Origin of the sequence: Nocardia sp. NPDC059154, assembly GCF_042755705.1 — a bacterium.
GTDB lineage: Bacteria > Actinomycetota > Actinomycetes > Mycobacteriales > Mycobacteriaceae > Nocardia.
The window spans coordinates 1-17,343 of the sequence record NZ_JBHZCS010000028.1; the positions used below are offsets into that span (position 1 = coordinate 1).

Sequence of the window (17,343 nt, forward strand, 5' to 3'; positions counted from 1 at the left end):
CTCGATCGTGGCCGAGCGTTTGTGCGGGTCCATTCCGATGATGACCGTCACCGGTGCGTCCTTCCCGTGTCGGGGTACGAGGTCCGTGCGGGAAGCACCGCTACTTCGAGCTGGGCAACCCCCTCTTCAGCCATTCCCGGCACGGTGACCGGTGAGACGCAAGCCAATAGTGATCCACACCAATGACGCTGGCGGGCAGCCGATTAGGGAGCTTCTCACCGGGCACCTGGACCCGATCCTGGCCGGGATCAGGCCCTACCGCCAGTGTCAAGTAGCCGAGGACCGGACATACCGATGTTGATGAAGCTGTCCGGGTACACGTCGTTTCGCAGCCTCGCGAAGTAGGCGAGGGTGTCCGATGACGGCTTCCTGAACTTCCGGGCCGACACCGAACTCGCCGCGCCGCCATGGCCAGCGGGCGCGCGAATAATCCTTCAGCCAAGAGGAACATGACAAGTACTGAGATATCTATCCCGTTGTGCGAAGTGGCATTTCATGGCTTGCACCAATGGCACCAGCCCACTACCAACGCCATGACCTGGGGTGGGCCACCTCTGATGACGGATCGAGTGCGTGACATTGCCGGTGGAGGTGGCCCGTTCGACCTTCCCGTTGTGCGAAGCGGCATTTTATGTCCTCTGCGGCAAGCCAATAACGTCGGATTCATGGAATGGAATCTTCGGTCGGCAGAAGAACTTTTGGCGGCGTTGCGGGCCGGTGAGGTGACATCGGTGGAACTGACCGATGAGGCGATCGCTCGTATCGAGCGGGACGACAAGGCGATCAACGCGATCTGTGTGCCGGATTTCGACCGTGCGCGGGCCGCCGCACATCGTGCCGACCAGGCGCGCGCCCGCGGCGAGGACCGGCCCCTGCTCGGTATCCCGGTCACGGTCAAGGAGTCCTACAACATGGCCGGGCTGCCCACGACCTGGGGCATGCCGCAGCACGCGAACTATGTGCCGGCCGAGGACGCGGTACAGGTGTCGCGGTTGAAGGCGGCCGGCGCGGTGCTGCTCGGTAAGACCAATGTGCCGTTGATGCTGCGAGATATCCAGAGCTTCAACGAGATCTACGGCACCACCAACAATCCGTGGGATCACGGCCGCACGTCGGGTGGATCCTCCGGCGGATCGGCGGCGGCCCTGGCGTGCGGATTCGGCGCGCTGTCCATCGGCTCCGACCTCGCCGGTTCGCTGCGCACCCCCGCGCATTTCTGCGGTGTCTACGCGCACAAGCCGACACTCGGGCTGGCGCCGACCCGCGGCATGGTCGCGCCGCCCGCCCCGGCACTGCCGATCGACCTCGACCTCGCCGTCGTCGGCCCGATGGCGCGCACCGCCCGCGACCTCACGCTGCTGCTCGAGGTAATGGCCGGACCGGACCCGCTGACCCACAGCGTCGCCTACGACGTCGCATTGCCGCCCGCGCGCCACGCGCGGCTGTCGGACTTCCGTGTCCTGATCATCGAGGACCATCCGCTCATTCCGACCGGATCGGCGGTGCGGGCGGGCGTGAACCGGGTCGCCGAGGCGCTCGTCGACGAGGGCGCCCGCGTCGAAAGGCACAGTCCGCTGCTGCCCGATCCGACCGAAGCGGCGACGCTCTACATGCTGCTGATGCTGTCGAACGCCGCCGCAAGTCTTTCCGTCGACGTGTACGAACAGCTGCAGACCCACGCCGCCGCCCTGAGCGCGGACGACCGGAGTCTCGATGCGGCGCGGCTACGCGGCATGGTGCTCAGCCACCGCGACTGGGTCGAGGCGAACAACCGTCGCGAACTCCACCGCCACGGCTGGCGGCAGCTCTTCGCCGAGTTCGATGCCGTGGTGTGCCCCATCACGCCCACTCCCGCCTTCCCGCACGACCACAACGGAGGTCTGGAGAACCGGCACATCGACATCGACGGCGTCGCGTACCCGTACTTCGACCAGCTCGTCTGGGCCGGTGTGGCCACCATGCCCGGCCTGCCCGCCACCGCCATACCCGCGGGCCGATCCCCCGAGGGGCTGCCGGTGGGAGTGCAGCTCATCGGTCCGATGTTCGAGGACCGCACCCCGCTGCGGCTGGCCGAACTACTCGAGCAGAAGATCGGCGGCTTCCAGGCACCGAAGTAGAGCGCACCACCGGGTGTCCAACCAGGACAAAGCGCCCGCAGAAATCGCAACCGACCACGACGACCCGAGAATCGTTGCAGAAGTCAACATCTGCCATTACCACGGGCGTTCGCGGCAACGCACGATAATGCCGCTACCCGCGCTATTCGTCCCGACTAGGCCGCGCGCGATTTTGCGTCCGCGCCTCACTCTCGGTCACGGCATCGACGGCAGCTCTCAGCGGTGTACCCGGCCTCCCCAGTAGCCCCGGCGATCCGGGGCCCGACCACTTCTGAGCTGTGGCTACCGCGCATCCACCCGAATCCGGGATCGGCTGAGCCCCGGGAATTCGGGGCCCTCGGGTGCGCGGATTCCGCAAAATATTTTGAAATGGATGTGATTGAGTTTGTGGTCAGCGCTGGGGGCTTTGGTGGTGGGGGTCGGCCCGGCTGCGGCCGCGCCGGTGCCGGTCCCGGCTCCGATATCGACGTCGGAGTCAGGTTCGGGGACACCTCTTCTTTCGGGATCGAGTTCTTCGGGATCGAGTTCTCCGCAATACCTGAGGACCCATCCGATTATGTGGCTTCTGGTTTGCGCTATCGGCGGGTGGACACCCGAGCAGGTGACGGCATGTTTCGGTGTGGCCAACCCCGCCGCCGGCACCGCCTTGAGACCACCCCTCTGGCCGCATCGCCTGGCTGGCTCTAGTGAACTCAAGTGCGCGCTCATGCCGATGAGCGACGGAGTTATGTGGGGCGCAGCTTGATGTAGTGCCGGCGCCTGAACATTGGGTAGTACAGCGCAGTGAGGGCATTGGCGCCTGGTTCGCAGTACAGCTGGCGAGTCTCATCGGTTGCGAGGTCGACGGTGACGGTCGGCGACGTCACCCGGTCGAGCTCGAGTTGGACCTCGTGGCTGCCAGGGTCCACGCTGACCGTGAGCATCTCGCCACGGCCGATGCGACCCACTTTGCTGCCGTCGATGAACACGCGGTACTTGCGCAGAAGGTCCACATATCCGCCACGTCGCCGCTGGACAGTGATTTGCGCCACACACTCAGACTAGTTCGATCTTGGTGGGGATGGTCGTTCTGGCTCATTGTTAATCGCGGGTGTCCCGTGGCCGCAAGGTAATCGGTCAGGGTCTGACCACGTAGACCGTATTGTCCATGATGTCGACGAGGTAGGCGGCACCGGTGCCGGGGTCCACCGCGGCCCCCTCTGTAGTCCGGCCGGACCCGGGGATGGGGGTGACCTTGTGGGTGTCGGCGTCGATCGCCACCGGCGTCAGGTCGAGCGTGGTCGGGTCGTTGGTCAACGGCAGCACCCCGACGTAGAGGATGCGGCGATCCTGGTCGAGGGCAATCATGCTCGGGCGGTGGACGGGGATGATGCCGGTGACCCGGTTCGTGTGGGTGTCGATCGTCCATATCGAGTCACCCGCGTTGTTCGCGACGTAGAGGGTGCCGGAGCGATGGTCGAGCGCGAGGCCAAATGGCCCCGCGCCCACCGTGATGGTCGCGGCCACGGTGTTGGTCGACAGGTCGATCACCGACACGGAGTTGTCGGCATCATTGCCGACGTAGAGCCGCGAGCGATCGGCATCGACCTCGACCTCGATCGGCCGGAGACCCACCCCGACGGTGGCAATCACGGCGCGGACGCGGGGGTCGATCACCGACACCGAACCCGGCTTCGACCAAGTGCGTGGATTGGTACCGGTACCGGTCTGGCCCTCCGCGAGCGGATCGCCGGTGGAGTTGGTGACATACACCAAATGGCTGCGGGGGTCGACCGCCATTTCGTTCGCGTTGGCCCCGACGGCGATGGTCGCGGTGACGGTGTTGGTGTTCGCGTCGATCACGAACACCTTGCCGGCGTCGGCCCAGTCGGTCACATACACGGTGCGGGTTTGCGGGTCGACCGCCACACCCCACGCGCCCGGTATGTTTTCGATGGTGGCGGTGACAGCGAGGGTGGTGCCGTCGATAACGGAAACGGTACCGCTGAAAGTATTCGCGACGTACACGTTGTGTGTCGTGGCATCGACCGCTACGCCCTGCGGGTTCTTCCCGACGGCGACCGGGCTGACAGTGAAGGCCGGCGAGCCGTGCTGTGGCGGTTTCGGCCACATCAGGACCACAGCGACCGCAGCGATGATCGCGACCGCCGCGGCGGCAACCGCAAGCAACCGGCGGCGGATGCGGCGCTTTCGGACCGGAGTCCCCGGCACCACCGCCGGCTCCGTCGTGCTCGCATGCTCGGCGCCTCCGACTGCCGGGATGCCCCCCGTCACCATCTTGGATTTCGGCGGTGCGGTCGGCGATGAGACGGTCGCGGTGAGCTCCTTCGATGCCGCCGCCAGCGTGTCGTTGGCCGCAGCGGCCAGCTCACCACAACTGGAGTATCGACTGTCACGGTCCTTGGCCAGGGCGCGTTCGACGATGGCATCGAAACCTTCGGGCACACGCACGTCGCCTTGCCTGCTGGGCTTCGGGATCGGCAGGCTCAAATGCCCGTACATCAGCTGCGCGGGGGTGCTCCCGGGATACGGCAGCGCCCCGGTGAGCATCCGGTACAGCGTCGCACCCAGGGCGTACACGTCGACACGGTGATCGATCGTCGCACCGATATCGAATTGTTCGGGCGCGGCGTACTGCAGACTCGCCAGGAGCATGCCGCTGCGAGTAAAACCGCCGGTTTCATCGAGGGCCTTGGCGATACCGAAGTCCGCGAGCAACACCCGCTCGGGTTCACCGCGCGACGCGTCGGTCAACAGGATGTTGGCCGGTTTCACGTCACGATGCAACACCCCGTGCCCGTGGGCGTAATCGAGCGCAGCCGCGGTCTCGGTGACGATCCACACCGCCCGCCCGACCGGCAGCCCCCCACCTCGCAGCAGCTCGGCCACGTCGCTGCCGTCGACATACTGCATCGCGATCCACAGCTGACCACCCTCGTTGCCGCGGTCGTAGACGGTGACGATATTCCGATGGTCCAGCCGGGCAGCGGTATCGGCCTCTCGCAGGAACCGGGCACGCACATCCTCGTCATCGGTCAGAGCACGGTTGAGCACCTTCAGAGCGACCAGGCGCGGCAGATTCGGATGCTCAGCCATATACACCGTGCCCATACCACCCGCACCGAGCCGACGCAGGATCCGATAGCCGGCGAACACTCCCCCCGACTCCAACGAAGCGCCCATCGCTGAGGACCCCTCCCTTCCGGGAACACCCTCAATCCGACACCCGACCAGCAAACACCCAGCCCGCTATTCGGGCACCCGCACTGGCAACAGAAACCTCTCAATAAGCATAGGCGCGGACACCGGCCATACGAGATCTCGAACCGGTCGGTCCGAGACGGCGCCGGTGCCGCCTCGAGATCGATCCCCCGGCCACATCGCCCCCGCTGGCTCTAGCGAACTCGAGTACGCGCTCATGGCGAGTTGAGTTGGACGCCGTGTTCAAGCAGATGCCGCGCACCGATCTCACCGGAATGCCATGGCGGCAACGCATTACGACGATGCGGCCGAGAACACTGGGAGATTCTGGCCCACCACCCCTGGGTCGCCTACGTCCCGACCACCCGCCTGCCGCCAGGTCCGGGCCAGGCCGCCAAATAGACCATGAACTGAGCGCCTTGCACGGCCTCGGCCTCGGCCTCGACGACCTCACGATGGACGCGGCGCTCACCTATGTACTCGGTTTCGTGAACTCCGTCGCCCGCATCGCCATCGACACCCAGTGGGCCGCCGCCGACAGCAACACGTCCGAACACGAGTGGTGGCAGCGCGCCGCCCCGGTCCTGGAATCGGTCTTCGACCCCGAGCAATATCCGTTGTCCGCCCGTGTCGGCACCGCCGTCGGCCAAAATCACGACAGTGCCTACAAAACGCATACAGCGCCTACGAATTCGGCCTGGCGCGAGTGCTAGACGGTCTGGCCCAGCTCATCGAAGAACGCTCCCGCCGATGCGCTGTCACCATCGACATCCCAGGTGGTCGCATTGGAACGCGGGATACGTCAGTACCGAAAGTGGTAGTACGGCAGCGGCTCCCGCCTACGCCAGCGCGCCGCTGGTCGAATGTGAATGTCCTTCACACCGGCTCGAGATCAGCCGATCTCGGTCGTATGGCCATCCATCGGTCAGACGTGAGAATGGGGATTCACGATGCGATTGAGAGCCGCCAGATCCGATTGCAGGGCGTAGAAGGTGCGCAGGGCGACGGCGAAGGCGACAAGCCCACCGACACAGAGGGCTACCATCGAGCCGATCACCGTGTGCTGCTGTTGCGGAGTCAAGAACATCAGCCCTAACGGCACGCCGATCAGCGGAACCGATGCCGCCACACCGAGATACACACGGCTGCGTTGGATCAGCCGATGCAGCCGGGTGGCGTCGTCGGGGGCGAGGTGCCCGGCGGCGACCAAACCCGGGTAGTACCAGCGCAGCACGAAGAAGGTGGCCGGAAAGTACGTGTACACGACCGCTACCGTGGCTGCGACGAGGCTCGAGGCGATCAGATTAGCCAGCAGCCCGCCCGGCAGCGGCCCCAGTGACAGCAGTTTCACCAGGAAGATGCCCATGGCCAGGATCCATCCGGTGAACGCGACTGCCGCGATCCGGTCGCCGCAGGCGAGGGCGTCGGCGCGCGCACGGGCGAGGGTGGTCTCGTCGAAGTGTTTGCCGCGGCGCAGGCCGTCGGGCACTAGGAAGACGTTGCGACACCAGTACAGCAGTCCGGCGATGGCGATCGGATAGGAGATCGCGATCACCACGTAACCCAGGTGGGTCAGCCGCCCGGCAGCCTCGGAGCCCAGTTCGAGTTGGATCAGCCGGACATTGTGCGCCGAAAGGTACAGTCCGGCCGCGACCTGGCCGAACATGCCTGTCGGAAGCACCACCGGAATCGGCCGCATGCGCAGCCGTGCCCGCAGGCTGTGTGCGGGTGGGTCGACCAGGTCACGGGCGGCCCGGTCCTGGCTCAATTCGAGCCGCTGGGCCAGTTCGGCACCGCTGGGGTAGCGGTCGGCGGGGTCGGGCGCAAGGCAGGTGAGCAGTGCGTGACGCAGTAGGGCCGGGCAGTCAGGGGGCAGCTCGGCCTCCATAGTCGCGTCGACGGGCCGGCGGCGGCGATCGATCATCGCCTGCAGCGATTGCTCCGATTCGCCGGCCCGGTCTCCGTCGTCGAACGGTCGCAGTCCGGTGAGCAGTTCCCACAGGACCACCGCCAGTGCGTAGAGGTCGCTGCGGGTGTCCAGATCGGCGGCAGTGGTGGCCACGTTGGGGTGGCAGGCCTCGAGCTGTTCGGGGGACATGTAGCGCAGGGAGCCGCCGAAGTACGCGACGGGGTTCGCACCAGGCAGATGCCGGCTGAAGCTGATGTTGAAATCGGCCAGCTTGGGCTGACCGTCGGCGGTCAACAGCACATTTGCGGGTTTGATGTCGCGGTGCAGCACACCGTGGCGATTGGCGTAGTCGAGCGCGGCGGCCAGCCGGGCGCCCAGCCAGGCCACGGTTTCCGGCCAGGTGAGCTGTTCCAGTTCCGCGCGTGCGGGCGAGGGCTGCGGCGCGAGCACGCCCGTGGTCGTGGTGGCGGCGTCGATAGCCGCCAGCAGCAGCTTGCCGCTGCGTCCGGCCGGTGGAGTGCGCCGCAGCAGTCGCAGCACGCCCAGCAGGGTGCCGCCGGGCACGTACTGCATGTACATCAACTTCAGATGCTGTTCAGTGATCTGACGCTGATCGAAGACGCGGACGATATGGTCGTGGTCGAGCTGGGCCAGCGTCTGCGGTTCGGCGCCGTGGTCGCGGGAGATCTTCACAGCTACCAGTCGGCTCAGCGATCGCTGCCGAGCCAGGAATACGCGCGCGAACGCGCCGCGGCCCAGCGGCAGCAGCAGATCGAAATCGTCCAGGGATGTGCCCGTATTGATGGAGTCGAGAGCATCGACTGCCGTGGGGTCGGCCAGCAGCGTGCTGCGCACGCCGCCGACATCGAAAGTCTCGGTGATGCGGGCCATTTGGGCCGGATAGTCGTGCTCGTACTCGGTGAGGTCGATGTCGTTGCGACAGCTGCGGGCACTGATCTCCTCGTAGATGAGATCCGGCGGCAGCGGGGCAGTGCCCAGTTCCGGGAACTGTTCGCGATAGTCGGCAAGGCGCAGCGCGTCGTCGCTACGCCGCCACTGTTCGTGCAGATCCACTTTGATCAGTTCGATCAACGTGGTCCGCCGCAGCGCCGGCTCGGCCGGCAGGTGGATCGACAGATCAGGTGGTTCGCTCGATGAATGCCAGTCCTCGGCGAACTGGGCAACCAGAGTCGTCAACGCGGTCTGCGTTGCAGTCGCGCGGGCGGCACCGGGGTCGAATGCGCTCGCGCCGAGGTCCTTATCCATCGTCGCTCGCCTCGAAGCGGTTGATCCCGCCTCCCCAACAAGGGGTATTGGATCCCTCAGGTGGATGATCGGCACTTCATCAATAGCCATACACCGTTGCTCCCCAGCTGTCCACCCCCTACCAAGGAGCCACACCCCGGGCGTTCATGGTGTCCGGGGTGTCGGCCTACCAGGACACGTGCATGAAGATCGACCCCGACCCCAACGGTCCTCGTCGGATCGTCACCGCCTACAGCGTCGGTACTGACCGGGCTCACGGTCCTCGTCATGGGCGCAGGATGGGTTCACGGCACGAACACGCCGCTGATGTCCTCAAAGAGGAATCTTGGAATATTCGACGTTGAGCGGTACGCCCGGTTTGCATTCGGCTGAACCTTATTCAGCCTGTTGTCCGCTCTGGCACTGCCGGGGGCGATAGCCTCGAGCTATGGGTCGCATCTACCGATTCCTGGCCGGAATTGCGGCGATATCGATGGTCGCTGGGAGCGTTTTCGCTGGGGGTGCGCAGGCCGCGTCCGCCGAGCAGCGGTCGTGTGAGGTGTCGTCCGGGCGGGACCCGGAACGGGCGGCTCCGGAACAGGTTGGACTGGATTCGGGGCTGCTCGCGGACGCCTTGGCGTTCGCCAGTGGGCGTAATCGGTTGAATGTGCAGGTGTTCCGGCACAACTGCCTGATCGGTGAGGGGCCGACGAACGGCGAGACCGGCGATGTCGCGTGGAATATCTGGAGTGCGACGAAGAGCGTTGTCTCCCTGCTCGCCGGAATAGCCTGGGATCAGGGGAAACTCGATCTCGAGGCGCCGATCGATCGGTATCTGCCGTCCGGACTCGGTGATGAGCGGCATCGGTCGATCACAGTGGAGAATCTGCTGACCGAATCGTCGGGCCTGGCGGCGGATATACTTACCGAGGGTGTCACCGGGGTGATTTCGATCGATCCGAATGGTGCCGTGCAGGCGCTCGGGGTGCCGTTGGACAATCCGCCGGGTGCGGTATTCAGCTACAGCGAGCGCGATGTCGATCTGCTCGCCTATGTCATCGAGTTGGCCATCGGCGAGCCGTTGCAGCAGTTCGCGCAGCGTGCGCTTTTCGATCCGCTCGGCATCGAACGCGGTGATTATTACTGGGCGCGCGATCGCGCCGGGCACACCTACGGTTATGCCCATCTGATGATCCCGCCGAACGATTTCGCGAAGCTCGGTCTGCTGGTGAGCAATGACGGGCGCTGGGGCACACAGCAACTCGTCTCCGAGACTTATCTGCGCATGGCACGCCAGCCGTCACCAGCGAACAAGTGCTTCGGCTACCTGCTCTGGATCGGCCTGGGATGCGAAGAGTTCCAGGACTTCCAGCCCGCTGACGTGTATTTCATGGTCGGAGGCGGCATGCAGAACGTCTTCATCGTGCCGAGTCTGGATTTGACGGTGGTGTGGACCGGAGTCTTCGGAAGTGTCAGCAACCAGGGCATCGAGGAGGCTCTGGAGGACACCACGGAGCTGGCGCACGAATTCTTCCGCAGATTGTTCGCGGCATTCCAAGACCCTCTGGTGCCCGATCCCGGTCCGTATGTCGAACCGCCGCTGCGCGCGGATTCGAGCGGGTACGTGGATACGGATCTGCTGATCGCGGTCTTCGGCGTCGGGCCCGCGGCATATCCGGGCTGCAATGTCTTCAGCTGCCTGAACTACCCGTTGGCACCGCCGTTCGCGGATACCGCGCCGGGCTGCGTCATTCAAGCCTGCCTCGGTCCGGACCCGCGCACGCCCGGCATCCGCTGAATCACATGCCGAAGAAAGGGATATCGCCTTCCTTCGCGCCGTGCGCGAAGAAATGGTCACCCACTGTTGTGGTCCCCAACCTCTAAACACTGGCGGTGCTGCGCTGCGCATCCGTTGAGAGCGCAAACTCAGTCATGACATCTATTCTGCCCGTTGAGCTTTCACTCAGGCCACCAAATGCACGAGTGCCTATGTCCTAATCTACGGGCACACGGGTTACCGCCGAAGTCAGCCGAACACGCACGCCGACCGACTACCCCGCTGACCGAGCCGGGTCTTCGCGCGGGGCCGCCGTAACGGGGTCAGGCAGGTTGGTCGGCGGCGAGGAAGGGGGTTATGAGGTTGAGCAGTTCTTGCGGACGGTCCAGCGGGATGATGTGGCCACAATCCGGAATGACGTGTCCCGCAAGGGTATCGGCGATAGGGCGTAGTTGCCGCTCGAGTGCGTCGCCGACCGGGTGGGCACCGATCGCCAGGGTGGGTGTGGTGAGTCGGTCGGCTGCCACGGCGTGATCGATCTGTCGTGCGCTGGTCGGTAGTGCCCGGTAGTAGGAGAAGGCGCAACGTAGGGCGTCTTCACCGGTGTAGGCATCGACGAATGCGTCGCGGATATCGGCCCGCACACCTCGGCCACGAGTGCCGGTGGTGAGAAACCATTCGACATACTGTGCCTCGTGGCCGGGCAGGACCGTTTCGGCGAGACCGGGGACGGCGTGGAAGCCGAACCACCACGGCGGACCCGCGGTGAGGAAGTCCTCGGCGCCGGGGAGCGTGCCCAGCAAGGCTTCCATGACCACCAGCCGTCGCACCCGGTCGGGGTGGCGCAGGGCGAGCAGGACAGCGACCGGGGTGCCGACATCGATCGCGACCACGGCCGCGGTGGGTTCGCCGAGGGCATCGAGGATCCCGGCCGTATCGGCGGCCAGCGTGGTGGCGTCGTAGCCGTCTGATGCACGGCTGGTGGCGCCGAACCCACGAAGGTCCGGGGCGATGATCCGGTAGTGCTCGGACAGCGGGCCGATGATCTCGCTCCAGAGTCGCCAGGTATGGGGAAAGCCGTGCAGCAGAACGACTGCGGGGCCGGCGCCGGCGATGGCGACGTTGGCGCGGATGCCGTTGGTCTCGATCCGGCGCAGCTCGATAGGGGCGGTTTGCAGCGGTGGTGTGTGGGTCATGGGACCTCCTTGCGGTTACCGTTGGTTACCAGGAAACGGTAGGTAACCTCAGTTAGGCTGCCAAGAAGGCACTTCGGCTACAGGTGGTGAGGTCCAGGTGACTACTCGATCAGCGCACGCGAAGACGCCGGTTCGTGGTGATCTGTTCGATTCCCAATGCCCGACACGGCAATTGCTGGACCGCATCGGCACCAAATGGACGTCGATGGTGGTCAAGGTCCTCGCGCAGGCCGCCCCGGGTGAGGTGCGCTTCGCCGAGCTGCGGCGGCGAATGCCCGGTGTATCCCAGAAGATGCTGTCGGTGACCCTGCACAACCTGGCCCGCGACGGTCTGGTCACCCGTCGAGTGGAGCCGACAGTGCCACCACGCGTGCACTACCGGCTCACCGAACTTGGCTTGTCTCTGGAGATCCCCTTGGCGGCTTTGCGTACCTGGGCCGAGGATCATATGGCCGAGATCGATTACGCCAACACCGTCAACGACGCACAAGCCGACCCAACCGCCAGCGAATAGCTTCCCAACACACGCTCATGCCGCATACCGTGCTGACCGAACCGGCCAGCACGGGGCGCTGGAGAAACGACTGAGCCCCCACCCGGACACCGAATGGGGGCTCAGCAGAGTCTCTACCAGCAGCGATACCCGCGCTGCCCTATTTCTTCGCAGAGGCTCAGACGTTGAATCTGAATTCGACGACGTCGCCGTCGGCCATGACGTAGTCCTTGCCTTCCATCCGGACCTTGCCGGCGGACTTGGCGGCGGCCATGGAGCCGGCCTCGACGAGGTCGGTGAAGGCGACGATCTCGGCCTTGATGAAGCCGCGTTCGAAGTCGGTGTGGATGACGCCGGCGGCCTTGGGGGCGGTGTCGCCCTGGTGGATGGTCCAGGCGCGGGCTTCCTTGGGACCGGCGGTGAGGTAGGTCTGCAGGCCCAGGGTGTGGAAGCCGGCGCGGGCCAGGGCGTGCAGGCCCGGCTCGGTCTGGCCGATGGACTCCAGCAGTTCGAGGGCGGATTCCTCGTCCAGCTCGAGCAGTTCGGCCTCGACCTTGGCATCCAGGAACACCGCGTCGGCGGGGGCGACGGCGGCCTTCAGCTCGGCCTTCTTGTCCTCGTCGGTGAGGATCGACTCGTCGGCATTGAAGACATAGAGGAACGGCTTGATGGTGAGCAGCGAGAGTTCCTTCAGCAGCTCGGTGTCCAGCTGGTCGCGCGCGGCGAACAGGGTCTTGCCGCTGTTGAGGATCTCCTGCGCCTGCTTGGCGGTATCGGCGACCGGCTTGCGGTCCTTCTTGACCTTGGCTTCCTTGTCGAGACGGACCACGGCCTTCTCGAGGGTCTGCAGGTCGGCCAGGATGAGCTCGGTCTCGATCACCTCGATGTCGGACAGCGGGTCCACCTTGCCGTCGACGTGGATCACGTCGTCGTCGGCGAAGACGCGCACGACCTGGCAGATGGCATCGGCCTCACGGATATTGGCGAGGAACTTGTTGCCCAGGCCCGCGCCCTCGGAGGCGCCCTTCACGATGCCCGCGATGTCGACGAACGACACCACCGCGGGGACGAGGCGCTCGGAGCCGAAGATGCCGGCCAGCGTGTTCAACCTCGGATCCGGCAGCGGCACCACGCCGACATTCGGCTCGATGGTGGCGAACGGGTAGTTCGCGGCCAGCACGTCATTGCGCGTCAGAGCGTTGAACAGCGTCGACTTTCCGACGTTGGGCAGGCCGACGATTCCGAGGGTGAGACTCACGAGAGTGGGAGTCTACCCGGACCGGCGGCCCGCTCCGTCACCGCAGGTCCGGGGCCGGTCCGTCAGGCCCGCGGTTGCGGCCGAGGTAGGCCAGCAGTTCGTCCGCCACCGGGGTGCCGGTCGCGGGCAGTTCGGTGACGACGGGCGCGAAGACGCCGTAGTCGCGCAGCGGCTCGACGAGGCCGCGGGCGGCGGTGAGCAGGTGTCCGGCCAGTTCCTCGGTGAGCGGCGAGGGCTGCCCGGTGCCGATGGCGATGTCCCAGGCGTGCACCGCGGCGTCGAGCGCGCACATGACCGCGGCCACCGGGGTGGGGAGCTCGCCGTGCGGCAGCGGGGTGGGCACGGTCTCGGTGCCGTCGGTGACGGTGGCCCAGGCGGTGGCGGTGGGTTCGATTGCGGCGGAGACCAATTCGACCGCACCGCCGTCGATGTGACCGGAGGGCTCGAACGGGTTGTAGGCCGGGCCGTCACCGATGCCGAGGAACTTGGCGTAGGCCAGCTGATCACCGGCCGCGTGCTGAACCACCTGCGTCACAGTCCATTCCGAGCACGGGGTGGGGTTGTCCCACTGGTCCGCGCCCACACCGGCCACGACCTCGGCGAGCGCGCGGTGCGACGCCGCGAGGACCTCGCGCCAGGCCGGGGCGAGGACGGTGGCGGGCGAGTTGCCGGTCTGCGGGTTGGCGCTCATTGTTCTTGCCTCTCAGGTCGTTTCGATCCGTTGAGATAAAGGTATGACCCGATTAGGCTGGTTTTCTTCCTAATCATCCGGCCGGACGGAAGGGCGCTGTGTGACCTCCACCACAACCCGTTTGCTGCGCCTGCTGTCCCTGCTCCAGGAGCGCACCCTCACCGGCCGTGAACTGGCCGAACGGCTCTCCGTCACCGACCGCACCCTCCGCCAGGACATCGCGCGCCTGCGCGAACTCGGCTACCCGGTGCACGCCGACCGCGGCCCGGTCGGCGGCTATCGCCTCGGCCAGGGCGCCACCATGCCCCCGCTGCTGCTGGACGACGACGAGGCCGTCGCGGTGGCCGTCGCCATGAACGTGGCTGCCGACGGCAGCACCGGCATCGCCGACATCCACGCCAATCTCGAACGCGCCCAGGCGAAGATGGACCGCATCCTCCCGAAACGCCTGCAACGCAAGGTCACCGCACTGCGTTCCGTCACGGACATCGGCCCCGCCGTCACCGGCTCCCGGGAACCCGACGCCCCCGTCTCCGCCGAAACCCTCGCCACCCTCGCCACCGCAATCCGCGCCACCACCACCCTGCGCGCCGACGCCACCGAACTCGAGCCCTACCGGTTGATCAGCTGGCAACGCCGCTGGTACCTGGTCGCCTACAGTCTCGATTCCCACTCCTGGCAGGCACTCCCGGTGGCGTCGATCACCGAAATCCTCCCCGGCACACGCCATTTCGCTCCACGCCCACTCCCCGACTCCGACCTCGTCGCCTTCGTCCTGCGCGAAATAGCCTCCACCGGTTGGCAAGTCCACGCCCGCGTCACGGTTCTGGCCCCCGCCGAAACCGTCATAGCCCGCATCAACCCGACAGTCGGCGTGGTCGAACCCCTCGACGACACCTCCTGCCTCCTGCTGACCGGAGCCGACCGCCTGGAAACCATCGCCATCTACCTCAGCATGCTGATGATGGATTTCCGCGTGACCGACCCACCCGAACTCGTCACCCATATCCGCACCCTCGCCCACCGCTACGCGGCCGCCACCTACCCGTGAACTTCACCGATGAGTCAGCAGCGATTGCCAGTGTGGTGAGCACTACTGGGTGCCCGCAGGTTCGGGCAGGACCGTGACGTGGCGGACGGTTCCGGACAATCCTGGAAGCTCGACGGGTGCGGTCCAGGTGTGGAATCCGTCGTGGCTGTCGCTGTAGAAGTACTTCTTCTCGGTGTAGGCGTCGAAGTAGATCCGGTGCCCTCCGTCGGGCAGTTCGATCACACAGTGACCCTCCCGCGGTGCACCCCAGCCGGCCCAGTCGCCGGTGCCGATGAACCGGTATGGCCCCAGCGGCGTAGTAGCGACCGCAAGCTCGATGTACTTGCTGGATTCGTTCTTCGTGAAGGCGTAGTAGCTGCCGTCACGCGCCACGACGGCAGTGTCGATATAGCCGAGGTGCCCCGGGTGCTGCGGCCCGATCCCCGCGAGCGGAGTCGGCGGGCTCCACACCGGCCGGGCCGGATCGGCCGTGACGATCAGATAGGGCCGGAAGCCATGCCCCTGCGAGATGGAGACGAGCACCCCGACATATCCGAGAATGAGGTCGAACCATGTTGGCGCCCAAGCAGCTTCGGCGCTCGGCACCGGGACCGGATAATCCGACAGGTGAGTCCAGGTGAGGCGGTCGGTGCTACGGGCGAATCCGATGGTGTGACCGTCTCCGGCAGTGGTGTACGCGATGTAGTAGGCCCCGTCGGTGTGCCGGAGCAAACTGGGATCCCGCACCAGCCCGGCGGCCGGGCGGTAGGCGCCGGCCCGCAGCAACGTGAAGTTTGCCGCGTCCTCGGATTCATAGACGTACAGGTCGGTATCACTGCTATTGGTGAACGCGGTCATCGTGTACCGCGTAGTCGCCGCCGCCCGCGCGATCGCGGTTCGACCGCCGAGCCCAGCCCCGGCCGACAGCACGGCCATCGAAGCCAACACCGATCGACGATTCCACCGGATCGCGCTCATCCACAGCATTATTCAGTGCCCGATAGCTGACCCGTAGCCGCCGCGCCGAGAAACTTCCACCACCAACCCGGGTCACGGTGTCGACTGCCGACCGGAGGTGTGTGGGCGTGTGGCGTTGCAGTGGTGGAGCATTCGCACGCGTCGTTTCAGCTGCCCAGCTCGATGGCGCGACGTATGTCGCCGACGTAAGCCTCGGGTTGTTCCCAGGCCGCGAAGTGGCCGCCGGCGCGATGTTCCACGTAGTCGCGAATGTTCAGGAAGGCTTCGGCGTAACTTCGTGGCTCGGGCTTGATGTCGTGTGGGAAGACCGAGAGCACGGTTGGGGTGTCGATGCGGGCGGGGAGGGTGACCGGTTCGACGTAGGTGGCGAACGAGGTGCCGATCGTGCCGGTGGCCCAGTAGGCGGTGACCCATGTGAGGAGTTCGTCGGTGGTGAAAGCCGATTTATCGGACCAGGACTCGAGTTTCTCGACAAGCCACGCTGCGAGTCCGGCGGGTGAGTCGCCGAGGGCGACGGCGAGGGTGTTCGGCCGGGTCGACTGCTCCGCTATGTATCCGCCGTCGGTGCGGAACCACTGCGCCGAGCGGTCGAGGTAGGCGGCCGCGTCGGGTGCGAGTGTCGCCGGATCAGCGGTGAGCGCACGCCGCGGGGCGATGTTCGTAAGGTGCAGGGCCGCCACGCGATCCGGGTGTTCGGCCGCAAGAATCTCCGCGACCGTGCCGCCCACATCGCCGCCGGAGACCGTGTACCGCGAGTAACCGAGCTCATGGAGAGCGTTCGCGACGATGCCGGCGATCCGGTTGACCGACATACCGGGCGTGGTGAGCGGGGGCGCGAACGGGAAGCCCGGTAGCGCCGGAACCACCACGTGCATGTCGGTGAGCAGAGGCAGGACGCGTTCGAACCGCAGCACCGAGTCCGGCCAGCCGTGCAGCAGCACGACGACCGGGGCGCCGGGATCGGCGGACCGCTGGTGGATCACACGCAGATCGGTGTCGGCTGTTCGCACTGTCACCCAAGGGAATTCGCGGATACGCCGTTCATGTACGTCCCAGTCGTATCCATCGGCCCAGTGTTCGAGTAGTTCGTCGAGGCGGGTGCCGGTGATGCCGCGCGTTTCGTCGTCGCTCCACGGGGTCGTGACGCGCCGCGTCCGCCGGAGTCGTTCCCGCATCTCGTCACTCATGTGTATCAGCGTACACATGATGTGTATCCTCATACACATGAGTTTGCGCAATGCGGCTGCCACCCGTCAGCGGATCCTGGAGCACGCGCAACGCCAGTTCGCCGAGCGCGGGTACGCGGCGATCACGGTCAAGGGTGTGGCCGACGCGGCCGGCGTGTCACCCAACCTCATCACGCGCTATTTCGGCGGCAAGGACGGCCTTTTCCTGGCGGCCACCCAGGTGGAGATCCCGGTCTCCAGCTCCTTCGACGGCGACCGTTC

Annotated in this window: 14 protein-coding genes; 6 read left to right on the forward strand and 8 right to left on the reverse strand. The window is 65.9% G+C overall.

Going from position 1 to position 17,343, the window contains the following annotated elements:
* Positions 1-665: 665 nt before the first annotated feature.
* Positions 666-2,117, forward strand: coding sequence for an amidase (locus ACFXN1_RS23765; protein ID WP_379442927.1), 1,452 nt, complete (start codon positions 666-668; stop codon positions 2,115-2,117).
* Positions 2,118-2,842: 725 nt separating this feature from the next.
* On the opposite strand, the gene ACFXN1_RS23770 is transcribed toward ACFXN1_RS23765, so the two are convergent.
* Positions 2,843-3,148: a hypothetical protein gene (locus ACFXN1_RS23770; RefSeq protein ID WP_379442928.1), complete on the reverse strand. Its 306-nt coding sequence runs from the start codon at positions 3,146-3,148 to the stop codon at positions 2,843-2,845.
* A gap of 85 nt (positions 3,149-3,233) precedes the next feature.
* The gene (locus tag ACFXN1_RS23775) at positions 3,234-5,300 is read right to left on the reverse strand and encodes a protein kinase (RefSeq protein ID WP_379442929.1); all 2,067 of its coding nucleotides are present in this window, start codon (positions 5,298-5,300) and stop codon (positions 3,234-3,236) included.
* Positions 5,301-5,737: 437 nt separating this feature from the next.
* Here ACFXN1_RS23775 and ACFXN1_RS23780 point away from each other — a divergent pair, with 437 nt between their 5' ends.
* Positions 5,738-6,031, forward strand: a complete 294-nt coding sequence (locus ACFXN1_RS23780) for a hypothetical protein (protein ID WP_379442930.1) — start codon at positions 5,738-5,740, stop codon at positions 6,029-6,031.
* 212 nt (positions 6,032-6,243) lie between these two features.
* Here ACFXN1_RS23780 and ACFXN1_RS23785 read toward each other — a convergent pair whose 3' ends face one another.
* The gene (locus ACFXN1_RS23785) at positions 6,244-8,493 is read right to left on the reverse strand and encodes a serine/threonine-protein kinase (protein ID WP_379442931.1); all 2,250 of its coding nucleotides are present in this window, start codon (positions 8,491-8,493) and stop codon (positions 6,244-6,246) included.
* Positions 8,494-8,920: 427 nt separating this feature from the next.
* Between ACFXN1_RS23785 and ACFXN1_RS23790 the strand changes: the two genes are divergently transcribed.
* The gene (locus ACFXN1_RS23790; protein ID WP_379442932.1) at positions 8,921-10,270 is read left to right on the forward strand and encodes a serine hydrolase domain-containing protein; all 1,350 of its coding nucleotides are present in this window, start codon (positions 8,921-8,923) and stop codon (positions 10,268-10,270) included.
* Between the two features lie 302 nt (positions 10,271-10,572).
* On the opposite strand, the gene ACFXN1_RS23795 is transcribed toward ACFXN1_RS23790, so the two are convergent.
* On the reverse strand, positions 10,573-11,445 hold the full coding sequence (locus tag ACFXN1_RS23795) for an alpha/beta fold hydrolase (RefSeq protein WP_379442933.1): 873 nt from the start codon (positions 11,443-11,445) through the stop codon (positions 10,573-10,575).
* Positions 11,446-11,542: 97 nt separating this feature from the next.
* On the opposite strand from ACFXN1_RS23795, the gene ACFXN1_RS23800 reads away from it, so the two are divergent.
* Positions 11,543-11,959 carry a winged helix-turn-helix transcriptional regulator gene (locus tag ACFXN1_RS23800; RefSeq protein ID WP_379442934.1) on the forward strand — a complete coding sequence of 139 codons (417 nt, stop codon included), beginning with the start codon at positions 11,543-11,545 and terminating at the stop codon, positions 11,957-11,959.
* A gap of 157 nt (positions 11,960-12,116) precedes the next feature.
* Here the strand turns inward: ACFXN1_RS23800 and ychF are convergent, their stop codons facing one another.
* Entirely contained in the window at positions 12,117-13,196 is a 1,080-nt protein-coding gene (ychF, locus tag ACFXN1_RS23805) for a redox-regulated ATPase YchF (RefSeq protein ID WP_354833494.1), read from the reverse strand.
* Between the two features lie 37 nt (positions 13,197-13,233).
* On the reverse strand, positions 13,234-13,887 hold the full coding sequence (locus ACFXN1_RS23810; RefSeq protein ID WP_379442935.1) for a TIGR03086 family metal-binding protein: 654 nt from the start codon (positions 13,885-13,887) through the stop codon (positions 13,234-13,236).
* Positions 13,888-13,987: 100 nt separating this feature from the next.
* On the opposite strand from ACFXN1_RS23810, the gene ACFXN1_RS23815 reads away from it, so the two are divergent.
* Entirely contained in the window at positions 13,988-14,938 is a 951-nt protein-coding gene (locus ACFXN1_RS23815) for a helix-turn-helix transcriptional regulator (protein WP_379442936.1), read from the forward strand.
* A gap of 42 nt (positions 14,939-14,980) precedes the next feature.
* Here ACFXN1_RS23815 and ACFXN1_RS23820 read toward each other — a convergent pair whose 3' ends face one another.
* A complete protein-coding gene (locus tag ACFXN1_RS23820; RefSeq protein ID WP_379442937.1) occupies positions 14,981-15,895 on the reverse strand; it encodes a hypothetical protein in 915 nt (304 codons plus the stop codon).
* Between the two features lie 146 nt (positions 15,896-16,041).
* The gene (locus ACFXN1_RS23825; protein WP_379442938.1) at positions 16,042-17,082 is read right to left on the reverse strand and encodes an epoxide hydrolase family protein; all 1,041 of its coding nucleotides are present in this window, start codon (positions 17,080-17,082) and stop codon (positions 16,042-16,044) included.
* A gap of 37 nt (positions 17,083-17,119) precedes the next feature.
* On the opposite strand from ACFXN1_RS23825, the gene ACFXN1_RS23830 reads away from it, so the two are divergent.
* Positions 17,120-17,343, forward strand: a 224-nt coding sequence (locus ACFXN1_RS23830; RefSeq protein ID WP_379463672.1) for a TetR/AcrR family transcriptional regulator, incomplete at its 3' end; no start/stop codon positions are given.

Excerpts from the sequence above, each read along its gene's own strand:
- ACFXN1_RS23765 (WP_379442927.1), top strand. The coding sequence starts at position 666 with ATGGAATGGAATCTTCGGTCGGCAGAAGAACTTTTGGCGGCGTTGCGG.
- ACFXN1_RS23775 (WP_379442929.1), bottom strand. The coding sequence starts at position 5,300 with ATGGGCGCTTCGTTGGAGTCGGGGGGAGTGTTCGCCGGCTATCGGATC.
- ACFXN1_RS23785 (WP_379442931.1), bottom strand. The coding sequence starts at position 8,493 with ATGGATAAGGACCTCGGCGCGAGCGCATTCGACCCCGGTGCCGCCCGC.
- ACFXN1_RS23790 (WP_379442932.1), top strand. The coding sequence starts at position 8,921 with ATGGGTCGCATCTACCGATTCCTGGCCGGAATTGCGGCGATATCGATG.
- ACFXN1_RS23795 (WP_379442933.1), bottom strand. The coding sequence starts at position 11,445 with ATGACCCACACACCACCGCTGCAAACCGCCCCTATCGAGCTGCGCCGG.
- ACFXN1_RS23810 (WP_379442935.1), bottom strand. The coding sequence starts at position 13,887 with ATGAGCGCCAACCCGCAGACCGGCAACTCGCCCGCCACCGTCCTCGCC.
- ACFXN1_RS23820 (WP_379442937.1), bottom strand. The coding sequence starts at position 15,895 with ATGAGCGCGATCCGGTGGAATCGTCGATCGGTGTTGGCTTCGATGGCC.
- ACFXN1_RS23825 (WP_379442938.1), bottom strand. The coding sequence starts at position 17,082 with ATGAGTGACGAGATGCGGGAACGACTCCGGCGGACGCGGCGCGTCACG.